Annotated in this window: 17 protein-coding genes; 5 read left to right on the plus strand and 12 right to left on the minus strand. The window is 66.5% G+C overall.

The features are described 5' to 3' along the window. Positions 1–173 precede the first annotated feature (173 nt). A complete protein-coding gene (locus AB4Y63_RS18295) occupies positions 174–2162 on the minus strand; it encodes an acetoacetate--CoA ligase (protein ID WP_441792496.1) in 1989 nt (662 codons plus the stop codon). A 46-nt stretch (positions 2163–2208) separates the two neighbouring features. Continuing rightward, the gene (locus tag AB4Y63_RS18300) at positions 2209–3561 is read right to left on the minus strand and encodes an MFS transporter (RefSeq protein WP_441792497.1); all 1353 of its coding nucleotides are present in this window, start codon (positions 3559–3561) and stop codon (positions 2209–2211) included. Positions 3562–3764: 203 nt separating this feature from the next. Here AB4Y63_RS18300 and AB4Y63_RS18305 point away from each other — a divergent pair, with 203 nt between their 5' ends. The 3 genes from AB4Y63_RS18305 to AB4Y63_RS18315 all read left to right on the plus strand — a co-directional run bounded on the left by AB4Y63_RS18305 (position 3765) and on the right by AB4Y63_RS18315 (position 7316). After that, positions 3765–4544 (plus strand): IclR family transcriptional regulator, encoded by a 780-nt coding sequence (locus AB4Y63_RS18305; protein ID WP_441792498.1) that lies wholly within the window; start codon positions 3765–3767, stop codon positions 4542–4544. A 91-nt stretch (positions 4545–4635) separates the two neighbouring features. Further along, a complete protein-coding gene (locus tag AB4Y63_RS18310) occupies positions 4636–6372 on the plus strand; it encodes a SulP family inorganic anion transporter (RefSeq protein ID WP_441792499.1) in 1737 nt (578 codons plus the stop codon). 83 nt (positions 6373–6455) lie between these two features. After that, positions 6456–7316 carry an alpha/beta fold hydrolase gene (locus tag AB4Y63_RS18315; RefSeq protein WP_441792500.1) on the plus strand — a complete coding sequence of 287 codons (861 nt, stop codon included), beginning with the start codon at positions 6456–6458 and terminating at the stop codon, positions 7314–7316. A 35-nt stretch (positions 7317–7351) separates the two neighbouring features. Here AB4Y63_RS18315 and AB4Y63_RS18320 read toward each other — a convergent pair whose 3' ends face one another. Then, positions 7352–8140, minus strand: coding sequence for an SDR family NAD(P)-dependent oxidoreductase (locus AB4Y63_RS18320; RefSeq protein WP_441792501.1), 789 nt, complete (start codon positions 8138–8140; stop codon positions 7352–7354). A gap of 94 nt (positions 8141–8234) precedes the next feature. Here AB4Y63_RS18320 and AB4Y63_RS18325 point away from each other — a divergent pair, with 94 nt between their 5' ends. Then, positions 8235–8819, plus strand: a complete 585-nt coding sequence (locus tag AB4Y63_RS18325; RefSeq protein ID WP_441792502.1) for a TetR/AcrR family transcriptional regulator — start codon at positions 8235–8237, stop codon at positions 8817–8819. 304 nt (positions 8820–9123) lie between these two features. Here AB4Y63_RS18325 and AB4Y63_RS18330 read toward each other — a convergent pair whose 3' ends face one another. After that, positions 9124–9747 (minus strand): response regulator, encoded by a 624-nt coding sequence (locus AB4Y63_RS18330; protein ID WP_441792503.1) that lies wholly within the window; start codon positions 9745–9747, stop codon positions 9124–9126. Positions 9748–9932: 185 nt separating this feature from the next. Next, positions 9933–12071 carry an MMPL family transporter gene (locus AB4Y63_RS18335; protein WP_441792504.1) on the minus strand — a complete coding sequence of 713 codons (2139 nt, stop codon included), beginning with the start codon at positions 12069–12071 and terminating at the stop codon, positions 9933–9935. Between the two features lie 162 nt (positions 12072–12233). Between AB4Y63_RS18335 and AB4Y63_RS18340 the strand changes: the two genes are divergently transcribed. After that, complete coding sequence (locus AB4Y63_RS18340) at positions 12234–14201, plus strand: ABC1 kinase family protein (protein ID WP_441792505.1); 1968 nt, start codon at positions 12234–12236, stop codon at positions 14199–14201. A gap of 16 nt (positions 14202–14217) precedes the next feature. Here AB4Y63_RS18340 and AB4Y63_RS18345 read toward each other — a convergent pair whose 3' ends face one another. Genes AB4Y63_RS18345 through AB4Y63_RS18375 form a run of 7 tightly spaced genes read right to left on the minus strand, consistent with a single transcriptional unit; the run spans position 14218 to position 22761 of the window. Then, the gene (locus AB4Y63_RS18345) at positions 14218–15885 is read right to left on the minus strand and encodes an amidohydrolase (protein WP_441792506.1); all 1668 of its coding nucleotides are present in this window, start codon (positions 15883–15885) and stop codon (positions 14218–14220) included. Positions 15886–15899: 14 nt separating this feature from the next. Beyond that, positions 15900–16721 (minus strand): ABC transporter ATP-binding protein, encoded by an 822-nt coding sequence (locus tag AB4Y63_RS18350; protein WP_441792507.1) that lies wholly within the window; start codon positions 16719–16721, stop codon positions 15900–15902. Next, entirely contained in the window at positions 16718–17683 is a 966-nt protein-coding gene (locus tag AB4Y63_RS18355; protein WP_441792508.1) for an ABC transporter ATP-binding protein, read from the minus strand. The genes AB4Y63_RS18350 and AB4Y63_RS18355 overlap by 4 nt, the downstream gene beginning before the upstream one ends. Beyond that, positions 17680–18540: an ABC transporter permease gene (locus AB4Y63_RS18360; RefSeq protein ID WP_441792509.1), complete on the minus strand. Its 861-nt coding sequence runs from the start codon at positions 18538–18540 to the stop codon at positions 17680–17682. Before AB4Y63_RS18360 ends, AB4Y63_RS18355 begins: the two co-directional genes overlap by 4 nt. Further along, positions 18537–19505: an ABC transporter permease gene (locus AB4Y63_RS18365; protein ID WP_441792510.1), complete on the minus strand. Its 969-nt coding sequence runs from the start codon at positions 19503–19505 to the stop codon at positions 18537–18539. Before AB4Y63_RS18365 ends, AB4Y63_RS18360 begins: the two co-directional genes overlap by 4 nt. Further along, positions 19502–21136, minus strand: a complete 1635-nt coding sequence (locus tag AB4Y63_RS18370) for a CocE/NonD family hydrolase (protein WP_441792511.1) — start codon at positions 21134–21136, stop codon at positions 19502–19504. Before AB4Y63_RS18370 ends, AB4Y63_RS18365 begins: the two co-directional genes overlap by 4 nt. Beyond that, the gene (locus tag AB4Y63_RS18375) at positions 21136–22761 is read right to left on the minus strand and encodes an ABC transporter substrate-binding protein (protein ID WP_441792512.1); all 1626 of its coding nucleotides are present in this window, start codon (positions 22759–22761) and stop codon (positions 21136–21138) included. The genes AB4Y63_RS18370 and AB4Y63_RS18375 overlap by 1 nt, the downstream gene beginning before the upstream one ends. Positions 22762–22919 lie beyond the last annotated feature (158 nt).

A 22919-nucleotide genomic window follows, 5' to 3' on the forward strand; every position in this document is an offset into this window, starting at 1 on the left:
AGGCCCAGCCCACGGGAACCTATCGGAGGAGAATCTGTGACCCGCCACGTGAAACCGCCGGTCGGGTTCGGCGAGTCGCGAAATCTCCTACTTTGCGTTATGCGCCAGCACACAATTCCGGCCTCGAGCGGAAGTGAATGGTGGGGATGCAAGCATTGGCATTCACATTCGGTTCATGCGGCAATTGCCTCTGTGATGATCCGGACGGTCTCTTCGAGATCGCCGGGCTTCACGAGCACTCCGGGGTCCAGGACATCGCCCAGGACGGCGCCCTGGATGACGCGCTTAAGGGGAATTTCCAGCCGCTTTCCGGAAGGGTTGCGAGGGACGCTGGGGACGAAGACGACATTGTCCGGGAGGTGCCGGGGCGAGAGTTCAGTCCGCAGCGCCCGCCGCAGCAGAGTCTCCAGTTCCACCCGGTCGGCGCCGTCCTGGGGTTCGATCAGGAGAACGAGCCGGCCCATGCCGCCGTCGGGATCTTCAAAGTGCAGGACCATGCTGTCGTTGACCTGGGCCAGGCCGTCGAGCACAGCGTAGAACTCAGCCGTGCCCAGGCGGACGCCTCCCCGGTTGAGGGTGGCATCGGAGCGGCCCGAGATCACCCAGGTGCCCCGCTCGGTCTCGATGAGCCAGTCCCCGTGGCGCCAGATTCCTTCATAGGCACCGAAGTAGCTGTCGCGGTAGCGTTCCTGGTCCTCGTCCCCCCAGAAGAAGACAGGCATCGACGGCATGGGCTTGGTGGCCACGAGTTCTCCGGCGGCGCCGTGCAGCGGCCGGCCTTCCGGGTCCCAGGACTCCACCGCGACGCCCAGCGGCCGGCAGGACATCTCGCCCGCAGAGACTCCGGTCAGGGGGCTGGCGCCGAGGAAGGCTGCGCAAATGTCGGTACCCCCGGAGGTGGGGGCCAGCAGCAGATCCGGGCTGACGGCGTCGTAAACCCAGCCGGAGACGTCCGCCGACAGCGGGGAGCCGGAGCACTGGATTTCCCGCAGCCGGCTGAGGTCCCAGCTCGCGCCGGGCTTCATGGCCGCATGCGCGCACGCGGCGAGGTAGGCGGAGCTGGTGCCCAGATAGGTGGCTTCAGTGTCGGCTGCCACTGCCCATTGGGACCACTCACCGCCCGGCGAAGGCCAGTTCGGGTCGCCATCCATGAGCACTATGGCGGCGCCGGTCAGCAGGCTGGAAACCCCCAGTGTCCACACCATCCATCCGGTGGTCGTGAACCAAAAGGCTGTGTCTTTCGGGCCCAGGTCGCTGTGCAGGCCCAGGGCTTTGGAATGCTCCAGCAGCAGGCCGCCGTGCGAGTGCACGATCGCCTTGGGTTTGCCGGTGGTTCCGGACGAAAAAAGTACCGTGAGCGGGTGAGAGAAGGGCACCGGCTCACAGCGGATTTCCCCCGGGTCGCGCGTGAAGTCGGCGTAGGCGGTGGCGCCGGCAGGAATCTCGCACTCCTGATCCAGGTACGGCAGCAGCACGACCGGTGTCTGCGGGAGCTGTTCGCGGATCCGGGCAAGATCGTCGGCACGTGACAGGTCTTTATTGCCCCACCGGTACCCATCTATCGCGAGGATCAGGGATGGTTCCAGCTGGCTGATCCGGTCAAGGACGGACTTGGGGCCCATCTCCGGAGGGACGGAGCACCAGATGGCACCCAGCGCGGCGGTCGCGAGGTAGGCCGCGAGGGTCTGGGGAATGTTGGGCAGATACCCGGCCACGCGGTCACCGGCGGTAATGCCGTGACGGATCAGCCCCTGCTGGATGCGGCCGATTTCCTCCAGCAACTGGGCACCCGTCCACTCCGTGCTTCCGTTGGTCTGGCTGCGGGACGTGACCATGACATCGTCACGGCGGGCGGCGACCGCGCGGACAATGTGTTCGGTGTAGTTGATCGTTGCGCCGGGGAACCAGTCGGCGCCGGGCATCGTCTGCTCCTTCAGCACCGTCTCGTACGGGGTGTGGGTGATGATCTCGAAGTGCTCCCAGACCGCAACCCAGAACTCCTCAAGGTGGTCCACCGACCAGCGCCAGGCGTGCTCATAGTCGGCAAAACTCCGTCCTGTCCTCGCTTCAATTTCCGCCAGGAAGACACCCATCCGGAACTGGGGCCAGTCCTCCCTGGCGGGGGCTGCCTTGAGCAGTGTGCCGGTTTCAAGAGAGCGCATGGGATTCCTTCTGAACGATTCTTGGACGAGGTGAAAGCTTGGCGGTCTAGGCCGCGCTGGTGACGGGAGACCCCGCGACGGGTGCCGGTGCTGCTGATCCGGACCGCCTGATGGAAATGCCCAGGGCCACGATGCAGAGCGCAGAAGCGGCCAGCGGAATGGCGAAGAGGAAGAAGATGTTCTCGGGCTGCCACCCGCCGGAGACGAGATAGCCCACGAGAATCGGCGCGATGATAGACACCAAGCGGCCGAGGCCGATCATCCAGCCGATGCCGGTGGCACGTGCCCGTGCGGTGTAGACCTCGGGTGCGACGGCGTAGAAGCCGGCGATCCCGGCCGTGGTCAGGATTCCCAGGAACAGGGCCACCACGAGGGCGACGTTGGTGTGAGTGAACACCAGGCCGAACAGCAGATACGTTGCCGCCGCGGCGCCCAGCGCCCAGACCAGCAGCGGTCGGCTGCGGAATTTGATGGCCAGCGCGCTGAAGATGAAGCAGCCGAGGATGCCGCCGGCGTTGGCGATCACGCCGATGCTGACCCCGAGGGAGTCATTTCCGGAGGCCGCAGCAACGATCTTCGGAGTCCAGGTGTTCGCGAAGTAGTAGGCCGCAACGAGGCAGGCGTACCCGATCCACAATGCCAGGGTGCGGTACCGGGTAGACCCGCTCAGGATCTCGGAAACGGCGCTCTGCTGGCGGATGGCTTCGGGGAGGGCGGGCAGGTCATTCAGTGCCGGGCGTCCGATCTTGGCGAGGATGCCGTTGATTCTAGTCAGGGCGCCTACGGGGCGGCGAGTCAGCAGATAGTCCAGGGACTCGGGCAGAAAACGCCAGGACACGAGCAGCATCAGCACCGTCAGGGCCGCTCCCACGATGAAGACCGAGTGCCAGCCGTACAGCGGGATGAGCGGTGCGGCGACAAGTCCGCCGACGGTGGCGCCGATCGGATAGCCCGCGGCATAAATCCCGATGATGGTGCCGCGCCGCTTGTCCGAGGCGTACTCGGAGACGAGTACATTCAGGTTCGCCATCATGCCGCCCACGCCGAGGCCCGTGATGACCCGGAAGGCCATCAGCTGCATCGCGTCAGCGGCGAAGACCGAGAGGATCATGCCGACGCTGATGATGACCAGGGAAATCAGTGCGAGCTTCCGGCGCCCGATCTTGTCAGCGAGCGGGGTGAGGAAGAGGGAGCCGGCGGCCATGCCGAAGAGGCTGGCGCTGAGCAGGAATCCCAGTGTGACCGGATCCAGTCCCCAGGCCCGCGAGAGGCTGGGGGCTGCGTAGGCCATCACTGCGACATCGAACCCGTCAATGAGGATGAGCGTCAGGGCGATCACGATCGCCATCACCTGGAAACGGGTCATCCGCGACTGGCGGATCTGAGTTAAGACGTCCATGTCTTCTTTCATGAAACTTAAAAGGTCATTGGCAACATCGCGATCGTAGTGAGAGCAGCGCGCAACCGTCCACAAGTCTGTGTGAAGTTTCGATCAGCGAAATCAGGTTCGCGGAATTTAACTCCTCAGAAACCCGAAAATTCTGTGCAGACTTCCAACAGCTTCCCTGGCACTGGGTAATCACAGTGTGAGATCATTCTGCTGTGCGAAATCTTGAAACAGTCCCAAAGCTCGAATCAGTTGACCGCGCCCTCCAGTTGCTCCTCCACTTGCGCGACGGGGAGGTGATGAGCGTCAAATCCGCCGGTGAACGTCTCGGCGTGGCGCCGTCGACAGCCCACAGGCTGCTCGGTGCGCTCGTCGCCAGGGACTTCGCGGTGCAGGACCGGGAGCGGCGGTATCGCGCGGGACCCCAGCTGGCGCCTCACCGCGAGAGCCGTTTCTCCGTGAACCAATTGCGGCAGGTGGCCCGACCGGCCTTGCTGAAACTCTATGAAGACGTCAACGACACGGTCCAGCTCATGGTGCTCACCGGCCCCAACATCCGCTTCATCGACGGCCTCGAGTCCGAAGAGGTGCTGAGCGTCAGGGCCAGGATGGGGGATCTCATGCCGGCCTACTGCTCCGCCGGGGGCAAGGCGATCTTGGCCGAGCTCCGCACCGTGGAAGTGCAGCAGATCTACCGCGAAGGCCTGACGCCGTGGCCCGCCGCGAGGATCCACACCCTGCCCGCGCTCAAGCGCCAACTGGCGGCCGTCCGCAAGGCCGGCTACGCATCGAGCCTGGAGGAGACGAGACAGGGGGTGACCGGCCTGGGTGTCTGTATTCGGGACGCCACCGGAAAACCCGTCGCCGCCTACACAACGGCCATCCCCACGGCGAGGTTCAGGAAGGCCGCGGCCCCCGAGTACGTCAAGGCACTCAGGGAAGCCGCATCCACGACGGAGGGTGCGCTGCTCACCGGATCAGTCGACGTTCCCTGAATCGCGCTCAGGACCGAAACAGCGCCCCTATCGCCGTTCTCCTTGCTATCGTCGCGATCATGCAGATCCAGAATGCACTGGTCGGATTCCCATGGCGGTGAAACGGATGCCGTGGCCGGGGCGCGTGCGCCACACCTTGCGCAGCTACCTGAGCCGGTTCGGCACCACGCGCACGGTGGGCGCCGACCTGAAGGCCGGGCTCGTGCTCGGCGTCGAGAGCGTGCCGGATGGACTCGCGGCCGGGCTCCTCGCCGGAGTCAACCCGCTGCACGGCCTCTACGGCTACCTCGCCGGCACCCTGGGCGGCGCACTCGCCACCGGCTCTGCCTTCATGACGGTGCAGGCCACGGGCGCGATGGCCGTCGTGATCTCCGATGTGCCGCAGACCCAATCCGGTGACAACGCGAGCGGAGCGCTGGCCACGCTCGCCCTGATGGCCGGGGTGATCATGTTGATCCTCGGCATCGCCCGGCTCGGCTCGCTGGTCAGATTCATCCCCACCGCCGTTCTCGTCGGGTTCATCAACGCCGTCGCCATCAACATCGTGTTGGGGCAGTTCGACAACTTCACCGGCTACGAGAGTCAGGGTGCGAACCGCATCGTGAAGGGCTTCGACACGCTGCTTCACCTGTTTCAGTTCAGCTGGCCCACCGTCGCGGTGGGAACGGTCACCATCGGGCTGATTCTGCTGCTCGAGCGCACCAAGCTGGGAGCTCTCGCGATGGTGGTGGCGATCGTCGTCGCATCCGGCCTGGCAGCCCTGTTCGGCATCCTGTTTCCCGGCCAGCCGATTCAGCTGGTGGCCAGCGTTGCCACTGTCCCCAACACTTTGCCCGGGTTCGTGCTGCCGGATCTCAGCCTGATGACCACGCTCCTCATCCCCGCCCTCTCGCTCGCTCTCGTCGGCCTGGTGCAGGGGGCCGCCATCAGCGGATCGGTCCCGAACCCCGACGGCACTTATCCGGATGCCTCGAACGACTTTCGTGGGCAGGGCATCGCCAACCTCGCCACGGGACTATTCCAGGGCATGCCCGTTGGCGGATCCATGTCGGCCACCGCTCTCGTCAAGGCCGCAGGCGCGAAGAGTGCCCTCGCGAACCTGACGGCCGGCCTTGTCATGGCTGTCACGATCCTCGCCCTCGGACCGGCGATCGGTTACATCGCTATGCCGGCGCTGGCTGGCCTGCTCATCCTCGTCGGCATTCGCACCTTCAAGCTGCACGACATTCTGATGGTGTGGCGCACCGGCCCGGTCCAGGCGTCGATCCTCGCCGTGACTTTCATCCTCACCCTGGTCATCCCGCTGCAGTACGCCGTGCTCATCGGCGTCGGCCTCGCGGTGATTCTGCACATCGCTCGCCAGTCGAACCGGATCACAATCCGTCGGTGGGTGTTCGAGGAGGGCCGCCCCCTGCCGGTTGAGACCGACCCGCCGGCCGGCCTGGAGCCCGGCGAGCTGGTGGTGCTCGTGCCCTACGGAAGCCTGTTCTTCGCCGCGGCACCGGTCTTCGAAGCTCAGCTCCCGCAGGTTCCCGACCGCTGCGAGGGCACGGTGGTGATCATCCGGTTGCGGGGCAAGGACGAACTCGGCAGCACCTTTCTCAAGATCGTCGCGCAGTATGCCGCGACTCTTGCCGCGGCCGGTGCCGCGCTGATGCTCGTCGGGGTGAGCGGGAAGGTGCGCGATCAGCTGGCCGTCACCGGCGTGCTCGCCGAGATTGGAGCCGACCGGGTGTTCGTTGCCGAGCCACGCGTGGGAGATTCTCTCGTCCAGGCCATGGGTATGGCGCGGGCGTGGACCGCGGACCGTGCGGGTTCGGACGGGTAACCGATGCTGCGACGAGCGGATTCGTTCGGTCGCCCGTGCAGGTCGCACCGAAATCACAGCGGTGAAATGCGAAGGAGGAGCTCGTGAACGAGACCGAAGCCGTTCTGCACGATGGCTCGACGATCCGGATCCACGTCGAGGGGGAGGGGAACAACCTGCTGCTGCCGGTTCGCTCCACCCCGCACGATCCGGCCACCGCCGAGACTATGCGACAGTGGGGCGCCGATCCGGAACTGGGACCGCGGCTGATCGCCGGGCTGTCGACATCCTTTCGGGTGATCGCGGCCGACTACGAAGGCCATCGGCTGCAGCGCCCCGCCGCCGACACCTTGACCCCGCAGAATCTGGCGGCCGACCTGCTCAGCATCGCGGATGCGGCGGGCGCCGACCGGTTTGCCTACTACGGTTACTCCTGGCTGGCCCTCGCGGGTTTGCAGCTCGCAATTCGAACCGACCGGCTCTGGGCGCTCGTGATGGGCGGATTCCCGCCGCTCGACGGCCCGTATGCGGCGATGCTCGCGGTGACCCGCGCGGCGCATCGGGCGTCGACGAGCCAGGAGGCGACGGCGGCAGACGGCACGGGAGAGGACGCCGGCGAGGTCACGCCCGGCGACTGGGATTCCGCCGCCATCCACACCGATGAGGCGCAAACCCGGCAGTTCGTCACTCTCTACGAAGCGCTGGACGGTTTCGACGACGCCGCGATTCAGGCGGACCTCCGGATGCCGCGGCTCTGCTTCGCGGGCAGCGACGATTCAATCGAATACAGCCCGAAATGGGGCGGCGTCACCGTGCGCATCGCCGAGCCGTTGGTGCGCGACCGGGACAAACTGGAGTCCGCCGGATGGGCCGTCGACGTGCTGCCCGGGCTCGACCACCTGGGTGCGATGCACGGTGATGTCGTTCTTCCATTGCTGCGCGACTACCTCTCCCGGGCGTGGTAATCCAGCTCCGACCGGTGACGCGTTCAACCGCGGCGCTAGTGCTCCATCATTCGCGCGGTCAGCGGCACCACGATTCCCCGCGGCATGATCCGCGCAAAAACGGTGGTGGCGCGATTCGCACGACCCGACACGATCGCCGCCGGAGTGCGACGGGCGTCGAGGGCACGCATGGCGGTGGCAACGACCTGAGGTGGAGTCTGAAAGCTTCCGACCGCGGCGTCTTCAGTGCCGACGACGTCGAAGAACTCCGTGCGGGTGGCGCCCGGGCACATTGCGGTGACGCGCAGTGAGGAATCGCGGGTCTCGAAAGCCACGGCTTCGGTGAAGCTCAGCACGAAGGCCTTCGTTGCGCCATAGACCGCCATCAGCGGTACGGGCACGAACGCCGCGGTGCTCGCCACATTCACGAGCGCACCGCGACCGGAGGCAACCATCTCCGGCAGGAATGCGCGGGTGATCGACACAACCGCGCCGACATTCAGCCGCACCTGCTCGTCGAGGCGGGCAGCATTTGCGTCGACAAGAGCGCCGCGCATGCCGAAGCCTGCATTGTTGATCACGGTGTCGATGGAGAGCCCTCGCTCCCTGACCGCGGCGACGAGCGCGTCGGTTGCGCCGAGTTCGGTCAGGTCGAGAACGATCGTGTGCACCTCGACACCGTGCTTCGAGCGGATGTCCGTGGCGAGTTCGGCGAGGCGCTCGGCACGACGGGCAACGAGCACGAGGTTGGCGCCGCGTGCGGCGAAGGTCCTGGCGAACTCAGCGCCGAGCCCGGAGCTCGCGCCGGTGATGATGGCGGTCGTGCCGCGGTGGTTCAAGGGCATTTCTGTCTTCCGATCCATTGATGTTGGCAATGACAACATCATGCGCCACGCAAGCGATGTTGTCAATGTCAACATTGATCTCTAGACTCGATGCATGTCGATGCCCAGCTATCACCGTGAGAATCTGCGCGAGACGCTGCTTGAGCTTGCCGAGACGACAGTGCGCACGACCGGAGTCGAGTCGCTGTCGCTGCGCCAGCTGGCGCGCGATGCCGGCGTGAGCCACGGGGCCCCGGCGCGACACTTCCGCGACCGACAGGCTTTGCTCGATGCGCTCGCCTTCGCTGGATTCGAACGGCTGAATCACGAACTGACCGACATCCCGGCCGTCGCCACGTCGTTCGAAGCCCGGTTCCACGCACTTGCCGCTGCCTACGTGCAGTTTGCCGTGGACAACGCAGCGCTACTCGGGCTGATGTATGCCGTGAAGCATGCCGAGGGCGCGAGTGAATCCCTGCTCGCTGCCGGCCGGAGCAGCATGGATAGCGTGGTCGCGATCATCGCCGAGGCGCAGGCCGCCGGGGAAGTCGTCGACGGCGACCCGGCGCGCTTCGCCCTCGTTGTATTTGCCGGCGTGCACGGTGTCGCGTCCCTCGCGACGGGCGGACTCCTCGACGGAGTGACCGTCGAGGATGCGACGGCAGCGACCGCCGAGCTGTTGCTGCGGGCACTCACCTAGCTCGGGTCACGGGGAGATCAGCGCGGACCAGGCGCAGTCAGGGGCACAGGCGCGTGTGTGGGGGGTACCAAAATCAGGAGTGGAGGTGTGTCGGCCGGGGTGCACCCGCGGATTGACGGGCACCCGATGCTGCGACACGCACTCCGCTCCTGAATTCGGTACCCCGGCTGACGGTGACAAATGCCCCGGCTCGACGCGGCCCCAGCGCGTCACACAGAACCCGAAGAGTGACACGCACTGGCACCACCCGACGACGGATGTCCGCGCCAGCGGGGCGGGCATCCGACGGGGTGTGGTTCAGGCGCTACGCGATGATCCCCAACTCGCGGGCCTGTGCAATCGCTTTCGTGCGGCTGTCGACCCCGAGCTTGGCGTAGATGTGCACAAGGTGGGATTTGACCGTGGCCGCGGTGACAAACAGAGTCTGCGCGATCTCCCGGTTGGACTCCCCGGCGGCGGCGTGACGAAGCACTTCGATTTCGCGACTGCTCAACGTCGGTCGGGTCGTGCGCATGCTCGAGAGCACGCGCTGGGCCATCGCCGGCGCCAGCACCATGCGGCCGACGGCCGCATCGTGCAGCGCCGACACGATCGTCTCGGGGGCCACGTCTTTGAGGAGGTAGCCGGCAGCGCCGGCCTCGACAGCCCGCAGGATGTCGTGGTCGGTGCCGTAGGTGGTGAGGATGATGACCGCGGGGGCAGGGTCCAGCTTGCGCAGGAGGGTCGTTGTCGCCACCCCGTCGAGGCCAGCACCGAGGCGCAGATCGCACAGCACGACATCCGGGTGGAGGGCTCGGCTGAGTTCCACGGCTTCTTCACCCGAGGAGGCCTCGCCGACAACGACGATGTCGGCCTCGGACGCGAGCAAGGCGCGGACGCCCGACCTCACCACCGGATGGTCGTCGACCAGCAGCACTGAAACTGTCATCGTCGGTGCTGGATCCTTCCAAAGTGTGGATGTGAAGAGGGGGATGCGCGAGTGGCGTGAGGGCCGGTGCGCCTGCCGCGCGGGGTGTCACAGGGGGCCTGTGACGACGGTAGCACCGCGGTGCTGGTGCGCTCGTGCCGAGCACACCACCACTGCGGTGCTACCTGTCAGTTGCCACGTCGGCGTCAGCGGGACGGAACCGCGTCGACGGGCTGGTCTGGGGCATCATCGGTCGTCAGCTCTAGCGTGGACTGGTCTGCCGCGCTCCGGCCTGCCGGAACCTTTCCCGGCCACCAGATCTTGTCGCCGAGCAGGCTGAACACGGCGGGAACAATGATCGTGCGAACCACCAGGGTGTCCACGAGCACGCCGAGTCCGACGATCAGACCGAGCTGGCCCAGGGTGACCAGCGGCAGGATGCCGAGAGCGGCGAACACGCCGGCGAGAACGATTCCCGCACTCGTGATGACTCCACCCGTCGACGCGACGGCCCGGGCCATGCCCTGCTTGGTTCCGTGAACGACAGCTTCGGTCTTTGCCCGGTGCACCAGGAAGATCGTGTAGTCGATGCCGAGGGCGACAAGGAAGAGGAACGCGAGGATCGGCACCTGGAGGTCGAGGGCCGGCTGGTCGAAGAGCACCCGACTCAGCCACGCACCCGCACCGATCGCGGCGACGGCGCTGAACAGATTGATCGTCAGCAGAACCAGCGGAGCGACGAAGGAACGCAGCAGGAGCAGCAAAATGATGAAGCTGACGGCGAGCACGAGCGGGGCGATCAACCACAGGTCATGCTGCGCGCCGGCACGGGCGTCTACGTCGATTGCGACGGCGCCGCCGACCTGGGCATCTGCAGCGGGAACGGCGTGAACGGCGTCACGAAGGTTGGTGACCAGGCTGAGGCTTTCCTCGGTTCCGGGGGCCGGGGTGCCGGTCACCATCAGCTTGGTGAGGTCGGTTCCGTCGACGGTGGTCGTGCCGATCTGGTTCACGCGAACCACGTCGGCAACATTTTCGGCTGCCGTTTGCACGGCATCCGCCTCGCTGGTGTTGGCGACAATGAACATCGGCTGTGCTTCGCCGGCGTCGAAGTGGGCGCCGAACGTGGTGAGGCCTTCGGCCGATTCGGAGGCGACGCGGAACTTCTCGACCTGGGTGAGTCCGACGGTGGTGCCGATCAGGCCGGTGGCCATGACGGCGAGCAAGGCGATGCCGGCCACGAAAGCGGGAACCGGGCGGCGCACGACCTTCTGCGCGACGGCGCCCCAGACGCGTCCGACCTTCTTGTTCTGGCCGGGGCGCGGAACGAACGGCCAGAAGACGCGGCGCCCGCACACGGCGAGCACCGGCGGAAGCACCAGAAGCACGAAGGCCAGGGCGACGAGCAGGCCAACGGCCGAGGCGATGCCGAGTCCCCGGGTTCCCGGGATCACGGCGAACACAAGGGTGAGCAGGGCCAGGACTACGGTGACATTGGAGGCCAGGATGGCGGGTGCGGTCTTCTGCCAGGCGATGGCGAGGGCTGTGCGGTGGTTCTCGTTCTCGAGCAGCTCCTCCCGGTACCTCGAGATGAGCAGCAGCGCATAGTTGGTGCCGGCGCCGAAGACGAGCACGCTGATGATGCCGGTGTCGAACTGCAGACCGAGCTCAGTGCCGAGAGCGGATGTCATCTTGCCGGCGAGCTGATCGGCGAACGCGACGACGGTGAGTGGGATCAGCCACAGCACGGGGGAGCGGTAGGTCAGCAGGAGGAGGAGGGCGACGATGCCAATCGTGACCAGCAGCAGGGAGATGTTCGCGCCGTCAAACGAGGCGGTGATGTCGGCACCGAATGCGGGACCACCGGTGACCTGCGTGGTGATTCCGGGGAGCGACTGCTCGCCGATGGCGGCTCGCAGAGCCTTCACGTCGTCCGAGGTCTGGCCGGTGTCGGCCGACACGGTGAGTGGCACCTGAATGACGGCCGCCTGGCCGTCTTCGCTGACGAGCGGGGGACGTGCGTCGTGCCCGGTCTGCTCGCTGACCACCGGAACGAGGCCCGTGATCGCGGTCTGGTCGGCGTCGGTCAGCTCGCCACCGTCGTCGCGTGTTGCGACGACAAGCACCGACTGCTCGTCGCTGCCCGGGAACTCGGCCAGCAGCGCTTTCACCTGCGCCGACTCGGATGTCGGGGGTGCGGCGTCGTTGCCGACCGGCGCCTCGGCGCGACCGAACATTCCGTAGAGGGCAACGATGGCCAGCAAGGACAACACGATGGAAATCCAGGCGCCCCGACGGGAAGTCAGGCGCGAGGCGAGCGAGGATGGGCGAGGAGCAAGAGGCATAGTGGCAGTTCATCACTCGCGCGCGCCGAGTGAATCGCGCAAGAGGTTGAACCTTCGATCAACCAAAAGTCGGATCCTGGCCGCTCTCCGGGAAACCTCCCGACGCAGCCCGGCCGCACACGCTAACTTTGATGACGACAGCGGCCAACGACGGGGATACACATGGCGACAGCACTCTTGAGCATTCTTCTGATGACCGCCTTCACGGTCCTCTTCATGATCGTGCTTGCCTCGTTCACACGCCGCATCCTCGGAGTGCGGATCGGGATCGTTCGGCTTCTTCTTGCCGGAATCCTCGGACTCGGCGCCGAGCTGGGGTTTGAGTCTCAGTTCGTCTGGGGGATGACGGAGTACACCCCGGCCCTGCTTCCGCTGCAGATCGGCATCGTTTTCTTCGTCGCTGTCGCGTTCCTCGTTATCGCCGAACTCATCGTGCCGACCGGAACCGTTCCCCGACCCGACCTTTGGCTGCCGTCGCTCAAGGCCCGCTATGCCCGCACCCGCCGTTACACCGAGATCTCCCGGATCGCCTTGCGGCACGGACTCATTCCATTTCGGTTGAACACCGATCCGACGGTCGCCGGGGCCACTGAGCGCACCAAACAAGCGCGAGCGCTGCGCGGGGCCCTCGAGGATGCCGGTGGAGCGTTCGTGAAACTCGGTCAGGTTCTCTCCACCCGCACCGATCTGCTCCCGAAGGAGTTCCTCGCGGAGCTCGCCCTGCTTCAGCAACGGGTGCCGCCGGCGGAGTGGACCGACGTTCGCCGTCTGCTCGAATCCGAACTCGGCGAGTCCGTCGAGACGGTGTTCGCCTCGTTCGACGAAATCCCCTTGGCCGCAGCCTCGATCGGGCAGGTGCACCGGGCGACGCTGATCACCGGGGAATCGGTGGCCGTCAAGGTGCAACGACCGGGGATCGTGAATCTGGTCGAGCGGGACCTCGACATCACGCTCCGGCTGGCCGCCCAGCTCGAGCGCTCGACGGCGTGGGGTCAAGAACTCGGCGTGCAGGAGCTTGCCCACAACTTCGCGGCCAGCCTCCACGACGAACTCGACTACGGCGTGGAATCCCGCAACATGACGGCGATGGCGTTGGCGCAGGCCAAACACGCGCGGGCCGAACGGGTGGGGATTCCCCAGCACTATCCCGAGATCAGCACCAGCAAGGTGCTTGTCATGGAGCTGGTCGATGGCGACACTCTCAGCGATGTGAGCGCGCTCCGCGACCACTCGGCCGCCGAGCGGGCCGAGCAGGCCAACCGGTTGCTGCGCTCGACACTCGTTCAGATCATCGACGATGGGGTGTTCCACGCCGATCTGCACCCGGGCAACATCATCCTCCGCGGCGACGGAGAACTGGTGCTTCTTGACTTCGGGTCGGTCGGCCGACTCGACTCGCAGCTCCGCGCGCAAATCGGCGATGTGCTGCTCGCCTTCTACCGCGGCGATGCCGGGGCATTCACCGACGCGTTGCTGGCGTTCGTCGAATTACCGGACGAGATCAACGAAGTCAGCCTCCGACGCCAAATCGGCGTCTTCGTGGCGACCCGACTCGGCCCGGGAGCCTCCCTCGACGTCACCGTTTTCACCGAGATGGTGCGCATGCTGACCCTGAACCGCATCGCGGTGCCGTCCGAGCTCGCCCTGGCATTTCGCGCCGTCGCCACGCTCGAGGGAACTCTGCGCCACCTCAGCCCCGACTTCGACATTCTCACCGAGGCGAGCGGCTATGCCGCCGACCGGGTCGCCGAGGGATTCAAGCCGCGCGCGCTCTTCACGAGCATCAACGATGAGGTCATGTCGCTGCTTCCCCTCGTGCGCCGCTTTCCCGCACGCATCGACCGGCTCACCGGTGCGCTCGTCGACGGACGCTTCACCGTCAACATCCGTCCCTTCGCGGATCGGCGCGACCGCGATCTCATTCGCGATCTCGTCAATCTCATCGCCGTCACCTTCCTGGCCGCGGCTTTCGGAATCATGGCGGTGATGCTGCTCGTCAGTACCGGCGGACCGCAGGTCAGCCCGACGCTGACACTGTTCCAGATCTTCGGCTACATGCTGGTGATTCTGTCGGGGGTGCTCACTTTGCGCGTGCTCTTCGACGTTTTCCGCATCCGGCAACGCAACTGACGCTAGCGCGACGAGTTCAGTGTGCGGCGTACACCTGCTCGCCCCGCACGAATGTGCGCTGCACCGTCGCCGACGAAATCTCATCGACCGGGTGCAGGAATGGGTCGCGGCTCAGGGCGACCAGGTCGGCATCCATGCCCACCTGGATGCTGCCGCTTCGGTGATCGGCGTGGCTCGTGAATGCCGAACCCTGCGTGTAAGCGTTCCAGACTCGGTCGAGCTCGAGCCCCTGCTCCGGCAGGAATGCGGGCACCTGCGGGTGGCCGAAGAGAAGCTCCACCGGCGGCTGGCGGTTCACAGTCACGTGCATGCCCAGGATCGGGTCAGGGCTGGAGACCGGCCAGTCGCTACCGACGGCCAGGTGCGTGCCGGCACGGTCGAGCGAGCCGTAACCCCACTGCAGGTCGACCCGGTCCGGGCCGAGGAAGGGCACGAGTAGTTCGTCGCGTTCCGGTGAGGCGCACGCCCAGAGTGCCTGGATGTTTGCTGTCGCGTCGAGCTCAGCGAACCGGACGATGTCGTCGGGCTGCACCACCTGGAGGTGCGCGATGTGGTGACGGCCCGCAGAGGTGCCGTTGCGGCGCCTGGCCTCCTCGATCGCGTCCAGGGCGTCCCGCGCGGCCTGGTCGCCGAGCGCATGGAAGTGCAGCTGGAAGCCGAGGGCGTCCAGCTGCACGGCGCCCTCGACGAGGGTCTCCTTCTCGATGAACGTGAGGCCGTGGTTGTCGGTCGGGTGCCCGTGCAGATCGAGGTACGGGTGCACCATCGACGCCGTCTTCGCCTCGACGACGCCGTCGACCATCATCTTGACGGTCGTCGGGCGGAACCGGTCGCCGTGTGCCTCCACCCGGCGGCGGACGAGGTCGGGGATCTGCTCGAGCCCGAGGTTGCGGTCCCACCAGAGCGCGCCCACGACATCCGCCTTGAGCACGCCAGCGCGGTCGGCCGCATCGTAGGTGCCCCAGTTGTCGGCGAACCCGCTGTAGGCGCCGATCAGGGCGTCCTGCCAGGCGGTGACGCCGAGGGAGAACAGGTAGTCCTGCGCGGCGAGCAGGCCGGCTTCGTAGTCCGCCGGGGACAACTCGGGCAGCAGATCGGCGACCAGCGAAGCAGCGCCCTCGAACAGCATGCCGTTCGGGCTGCCGTCCGGGTACCGCCCGATCACGCCGTCCGCGGGGTCTGGAGTGTCGCTGGTGATTCCGGCACGGCGCAGCGCCTCGCTGTTCACCCAGGCGCTGTGGGCGCCTCGCTCGATCATGTAGGTCGGGCGGTCCGCAACGACCTCGTCGGCCATGGCCGCTGTCGGGATGCCGTTCGGGAACGAGTCCATGTTCCAGCCGCCGCCGACAAGCCATTCGGAGTCCGGATGCGCGTCGGCGTACGCGCGCAGGATGTCGAAGCAGTCTTCTGCCGTCTCGACGTCGTACATGGAGCACTGGCGCAAGCCGATTCCGCCGAAGAGGGCGTGCACGTGCGAGTCGCGGAAGCCGGGGCTGAGCAGGCCGCCGGCCAGGTCGACGATCGTGGTGCTCGCGGTTGCCTGGTCCAGGAGTTCCGCGTCGGTGCCGATCGCGGCGATGGTGCCGTTCGCGACGCCGACAGCGCACTTCCTCGTCGGTTCGGAACCGCCGAAATACGCCCTGCCGTTGACGAAAATCGTGTCGAGTTTCGGTGTGTGGGACATCTGGTGCCTTCCTTTTAGATGATCGAGACTCGGGCGGCGGCGCGGTCAGCACTGACCATTCGGCGCGCCCCGACCCGTCCGGGTACGGAATCGAGCAGCCCCTGCACATAGGGGTGCTTGGGCTGGGAGAGCAGGGTGCGGGTGTCGCCGGATTCGACGACCTCGCCCGTGCAGAGCACGACCGATCGGTCGGTGACGTACTGCACGACAGCAAGGTTGTGGGTGATGAAGAGGTAGCTCATCCCCTCGGCCGCGCGCAGCTCGTTGAGCAGGTTGAGCACCTGCGCCTGCACCGACACGTCGAGCGCCGCGACGGCCTCGTCGAGGATGAGCAGGCGCGGGCTGACGGCGATCGCCTTGGCGATCGCAGCGCGCTGTCGCTGGCCGCCGGACAGTTGGTCAGGCCGTGCGCCCGCCTCGCGTTCCCCGAGGCCCACCTCGGCGAGCAGGGCGCGTGCCCGGCTGCGTGACTCTACCCAGCCGTGGCCGTGCAGGTGCAGCACCCTCTCGACCGCGGCCCCGACGGTGAGCCTGGGGTTCAGCGACAGGTACGGGTCCTGGAAGACTATCTGCACACGTTTGGCGTGCGCCAGTCGGTCGGTGCGGCGGCGAGGCGGGTCGCCAAGGGCATGCCCATCGAGGAGGATCGTCCCGCTCGTCGCCGTCTCCAGCCCGAGGATGAGCTTCGCGATCGTCGACTTGCCCGATCCCGACTCACCGATCAGCCCGAGCGATTCCCCGGCCGCGAGACTGAAGCTGACATCACTGACAGCCGTGTGTTCGACACCGTGACCGCGGAACACCTTGGTCACCCGGTCGAATTCCACGACGCTCATGCGGAGACCCTTTCGCAGCGGACCTGGCGGTCGTCGCTTTGTCGCAGCGCGATCCGTGACAGGTCGCAGGCCGACGGTTCGTAGTCTGCGCAGCGCGGCGCGAACAGGCATCCCTTCGACTCCGCGGTGAGCGGCAGCACGTTGCCCGGGATCACCGGCAGGGTGCGCTCGGCACAGTCGCCGATTCGTGGGATGGAAGCGAGCAGCGCCGACGTATACGGGTGTTTCGGCGCATCAAGCACCGAGTCGGTCGGTCCGTATTCCTGCACCTGCCCGGCATAGAGGACGCAGAGGTCGTCGCACAGGTCGCCCGCCAGCTCCAGGTCGTGAGTGACAAGAACGAGTGCGATGCCCATCTCGTCCTGCAGTCCACGCAGCAACCGGACGATCTCGGCCTGCGTGGTCACGTCGAGCGCGGTGGTCGCCTCGTCGCAAAGCAGGATCGACGGCGCCGGCATCATGGCCGCGGCGATGACCACGCGCTGCAGCATGCCGCCGGACAGTTCGTCCGGGTAACGCTTGAGCAGCGTCTCAGGGGCGGGCAGGCGCATCGTCGTAAGGAGTTCCACCGCTCGCGTGCGTGCCTCGTCCGGACGGAACTGCCCGGAACGCACGACCGCTTCAGTGAGGAAGTCGCCGATCGGATGCAGCGGGTTGACGCTCGCACGCGGGTCCTGGAAGACGATGCCCACATCACTGCTGCGCAGCGCGCGCACCGCCTCTGGTGCGGCATCGGTGACCACGGTGCCGGCGACGGTGATCCGGCCGTGGACGGTGGCCCCGGCCGGGAAGCTGCCGAGCAGTGCGCGGGTGAGCAGCGATTTTCCACTGCCGGACTCGCCCACGATCCCGAGGCAGCGTCCCGGCTCGACGCGCAGGGTGACATCTTCGAGGACAGGGCGGCGGAAGGATTCGTCGCCGAGCTCCATGGTGAAGCCCTCGACTTCGATGAGCGCGTTCACTTCGACCTCCTGGACAAACGTTCGAGCAGCCCTTCGCCGACTGCGTTGATGGACACGATGACGATGACGAGGCATCCGGCCGGGAAGGCCATCACCCACCACGCGCCGAGCAGCAGCGAGGAGAGGCTCTCGTTCAACATGAGGCCCCAGTCCGCGGCCGGCGGCTGCACGCCGAGGCCGAGGAAGGACAGCGCGGCCAGGTCGACGAGCGCGTAACCGAAGCTCACGACGCACTGGGAGAGGATCAGCGGGGCGATGTTCGGCAGGAGCGTCGTGGTGAGTGTGCGCCAGGAAGAGAAGCCCATCACGCGGTCGGCGACAACGTAGAGCTTGCCCCGCTCTGTCAGCACCACGCTGCGGGTGACCCGCGCGATCACCGGCGCGTAGGCGATGGCGATACCGATCGCCGGCGCGACGAGGCCGGGGCCGAAGAGCGCGACCGCGAACACGGCGACGAGCAGTCCGGGGAAGGCGAGGAGGAAGTCGATGATGCGGGTGAGTACCGTATCGACCCATCCGTCGGCCCAGGCGGCCGCTGCCCCCATGCCGACGCCGAGAACGACGGAAACGACGATCGCAAGGGTCGGCCCGATCAGGCTGGTTTGCGCTCCGTAAATGAGCCGGCTGAGCATGTCACGCCCGCTGCCGTCGGTGCCGAGAATGTGATCCGGTGTACCTGGGGGCGCGTTCGTCAGGCCGAGGTTGACGGCGAACGGGCTGTGCGGGGCGATCAACGGAGCGAAGATCGCCGCGATCAGGACGGCGCCGAGCACGCCCGCTGCGATCGTGAACATCCCGCGTCCACCGCCTGCCGTCCGCATCGGGGTGACCTTGCGTGTCAGGACCATGCTGTTCATCGGGCCCTCCCTGTGCGTCGGAGGCGGACGTCGATCATCGGGTTGGCGAGGTCGACGAGAAGGTTGGTCACGACGAATGCCGTGATGACGAGGAGTGTGACCGCCTGAACGACGGCGAGGTCGAGGTTCTTCACGGAGTCGACGACGAGGCCGCCGATGCCGTTCAGCCCGAACGCCGACTCCACCAGCTGGCTGGTCACGAGCAGGCCCGCGATCAGGACACCCGCATAGGTGAGTACCGGCACTGTCGCGTTCCGTGCCACGTGGTGGCGGAACAGGTAGGCGCCGCCGAGGCCGCGCAGCCGGGCGGATTCGACGTGGTCGCTTCCCAGTTCTGCACGGACCGCCGACCGGGTGATCCGCGACATTAGCCCGACATAACTGATTGCCAGGGCGACCGCCGGGAGGGTGAGGTGCTCGATCCGGCTGAGCACATCCGGCCCGCCCCCGCCGAAGGTGGGGAACCAGCCGAGTGCCCCGGCGAAGACGAAGAGGAGCACGAGAGCGGCCACGAACGCCGGCAGCGCGGACATCGCCGAGGTCGCGGCAAGCACGGTCGCGTCGGTGCGGCCGCCGCGGATGGCCGACCAGACGCCGAGCGCGATCCCGCCGATCAGGATGAGCACGGCCGTGTACCCGACGAGCCAGATGGTCGTCGGCAGCCGGGAGGCGATCAGATCTGCGACGTTCTGCTGGAACTGGATCGAATACCCGAGGTCGCCCTGGAGCAGCCCGGTGAACCAGTTCCAGTACCGCTCGACGAACGGCAGGTCGAGCCCGTACTCAAGGCGCATCTGTTCGACGAGTTCAGGCGTGGGTTTGCGCCCGCGGAGCAGGATCGAGAGCGGGTCGCCCGGCACGAGGTAGAGCGCCGAGAACACGACGATCGTGGTGGCGAACATCGTGGCGGCTGCGCCCAGGATCCTGCCCGCAACGAGACGGATGATCGACGCTGCGCCGGTCAACCGCAGTCCTCTGGAAGTGTGAGTGCGGCGCCATCCAGCAGCAGGCGCTGGCGGGCCGCGCGGTGGTCGGTTGCCGTCCACGGGTTCTCGTCGGTGCCCGGATGCACCGGGTACTGCCCGGACAGGCTCGTGGCGACGAGCAGGCGCAGACGGTGACCGGCCGGCACCCGGTAGGCGGTGTCACCGAGCCGCAACTGGAACTCGGTCTGCCCATCGGCGAGCACATCGAAACCGTTGCCGACGATGAACCGGGCGTCACCGCTCTGGTCGACGTCGTACAAGCGGGCCACGAGGTGCGTGCGGGTACTCGGCGCTTCGATCCGCGCGGTGAGCTCGATGCGGCCGACGAGGTCGTAGTCCGCGTCCATCGCTGCGCTGTCGAACGTCGCGACGTCGTCGCGTGAGCACAAAGCAGACTCATCCGGCACGCCGCCCCGGTTCTGGTCCCACTCGCTCTCGATCGGGAATGGCAGTGGGGCGTCCGGGCGGTGTTCCCACTCGACGACACCGCCGGAGGTGCCCTCTCCCTCGGCGACCAGGTCACCGGTTGAGCTGAGACCGAAGACGCGCATCCGGCTGCTCGCCGGTGGCCAGGATGCGGCGTCCCGGTCGCCGACACCGCAGAGCTCGTAGCTGACCTGTGCTGCAGCCCAGCGGCCCTCGCCCCCACGCAGGTAGTGGTTGAAGAACGAGATCGGCTCGGCCAGGAGTGCCGGGATGTGCTCGGCGAGCGCGTCGGAGCTGAGACCGAAGTCGGCACCCAGCGGGGTCGCCCTGGGCCGCCAACGGTAGTCCTCGTGGTCGCTCGACCACATCCGCAGGTACTGGTGTGCGCCGGCCGTGGAGCCGAGGCTCGACTCCCAGTCGTCGAGCTGCCAGAACTGCAGGTTGTCGAACCAGCCGCCGGTGTGCAGCGCGGGGACCGGCAGCAGTGCGGCCGGGTCGCCCTTCGGGAACACTCGGCGCACGAGGTCCTCCGGCTGCTCCAGTTCGGTGAGGACGTACCGGCGGAACAGTGCGTCGCCGTCGGTGAGCTCCGGGTGCACCATGTCGATCGCCGGCACGCTGCTGTGGTCGGTGCCGCCGTTCAAGACGAGGTCGGAGATGGACCACGCGTCGATGAGCCAGTCGAGGAGAGTCAGGGTCGGCAAGCCTCCCCCCGGGCTCATGTCCATGAACCGGTGGCCGGTCACCCGGGGCACGATCGCCTTCAGCGCCGGGTGTCCTGAACTCGCAAGCGCCCACTGGGTGAACCCGTAGTAGGAGTCGCCCCAGGTGCCGACATTGCCGTCTGACCAGTCCTGCGCGATGATCCAGTCCACGGTGTCGACGCCGTCGTTCACCTCGTTGACGAACGGGTTGCGTTCACCCTCGGAGAGGTATTTTCCGCGGACGTCCTGTGTGACAACGGCGAAACCGTGAGCAGCGAAGTGCGCGCCGATCTGTGGAATGAAGGTGTAGCGCCCGGTCTTGTCATACGGCAGACGGATCAGGACGGTCGGCGCGGGCGTGCTGCCCGTGCCGGGCAGGTAGACATCCGTAGCCAGTCGGATGCCGTCGCGGGTGGTGACGACGGTGTGCAGGGCGCGGTCGTCGGCCTCTGACTGGGGAACAGTTTCAAGTCCAGCCATTACTCGGCCGCCTTTCCGACAGATGCCGCCCATGGGGAGTAGAGGAAGGTCTGCGTCGGTGACGCCCCGGTCACGCCCGCGCTCTGGAAGAGCCGGGTGTACTGGGAGACCAGCGGGATGATGTTGAGGTTCTCCGAGTAGATCCGCTGTGCCTCGGTGATGATGCGAGCGCGCTCGTCGTCATCAAGTGTCGTGCGGGCGTCGGCGACGAGCTGGTCGAACTCGGCATTCTTGAAGCCGGGGGCGTTGAAGAGCGTGTCACTTGTGTACATCACGTAGTAGGCGGCGGGGTCCGGCACATCCAGGTAGCCCTCCCAGAGCATGAGGTCTGTGCCCACGCGGGCCTCGTCATCGAAGTACATGGCGATGTTCTCTGCCTCGGTCTGCGCGTTGAGCTCGAGTTTCAGGCCGATGCCTTCTGCGGCATCCTTCATCGCGGTGGCGATCTGCACGCTCTCCGGGATTCCGCTGATGTAGCTGAGCACGATCGGCTCCGACTGCGGGCCTGCTTCCTTCACGAGTTCGGCGGCACGTTCGAGATCGGTCGTCACCTCAGGTAGGGCGTCCCAGGCCTCCTGGAAGATGTCTTCCGAGTATCCCCACGCGGACTTGGGGGTGAGGGTTTTGTTCAGCTCGGCCGCGTTGGCGAACATGCCGGAGCGGATTCCCTCGTAGTCGACGGCGAGCGTCAGGGCTTCGCGCAGCTTCGGATCGGCCAGCGGGCCGTCCTCGACGTGCACGAAGATGATCGAGGTGAGTCCGAGGCCTCGGCCGTAGGCGATGCTGCCGGCCCCGCCGGAGAGCTGCGGGATCGAGGAGATCGGGAAGTTGAAGGCGCCGTTGATGTCACCGGTCTTCAGCGCTGTGGTGGCCGCGGCGGTGTCCATAAGGAACTTGAACTCGACCGTCGGGGTGAGGGCTGCTCGCTCCTCATTCCAGTACGCGTCATTCTTCGTCAGGGTGATCTGCTCTCCCTTGTCCCAGGAGTCGAGCACGTACGGGCCGGTGCAGACGGGTAGGCCAGCCGGAGTGCCGAAAGCGTCTCCGGCGGATTCCACCGAGGTGCGGTCGATGATGACGCCAGAGGGCAGCGCCAGCCCGTTGTAGAAGAACGCGTCGGGTTCGGAGAGCGTCACGGTGACCTCGCTGTCCCCGGTCGCGTCAATCGAGGTCACCGACGTGTAGTTCGTGCTCCAGGAGGAGCCCAGTTCCACGTCGAAATAGCGCGTCATGCTGTAGATCACGTCGTCGACTGTGACGGGCGCGCCCGTGGAGAAGGTCACGCCGTCGCGCAGGCTGATTCGGTAGTGCAGGTCGTCGACCTGCTCCACCTCGGCGATGTTCGGCTCAACCGAGAAGTCGGGGTTGATCCGCAGGAGGCTCTCGCAGACGTTGCCGATGACCGTCGAGTTGGATTCCCCGGCCGATTGGGCGGGGTCCAGCGAAAACGGCTCGCCGTAGGGGAGGTTCCAAACCAGCTTGTCGAGGCCGGCCACGGCGGGGGCCGTGGTTTCGACGAGTTCAAGCTTCTCTGTGCGGTTCGCGTTGGTGCCGGCGCAGCCGGCCAGGGCCACCGCGAGTACCGCGGCACCGGCCACCAGACGAGATCTCTTCTTTGAGGACACGTCAATCTCCTTGAGATAGGCGCCGCTTCACTGCGGCATTGGGGGAAATACAAACACAGCATCCAGTAGATTGTCAATCTGACAATAAACTCGTCATGGCAGTCTTTCGCCGCCATTCGGCAAGATGTGACACTCTGTGTTCACGCCGTATGCACGCC

Origin of the sequence: Leifsonia sp. YAF41 (genome assembly GCF_052113185.1) — a bacterium.
Classification (GTDB): Bacteria; Actinomycetota; Actinomycetes; order Actinomycetales; family Microbacteriaceae; genus Cryobacterium.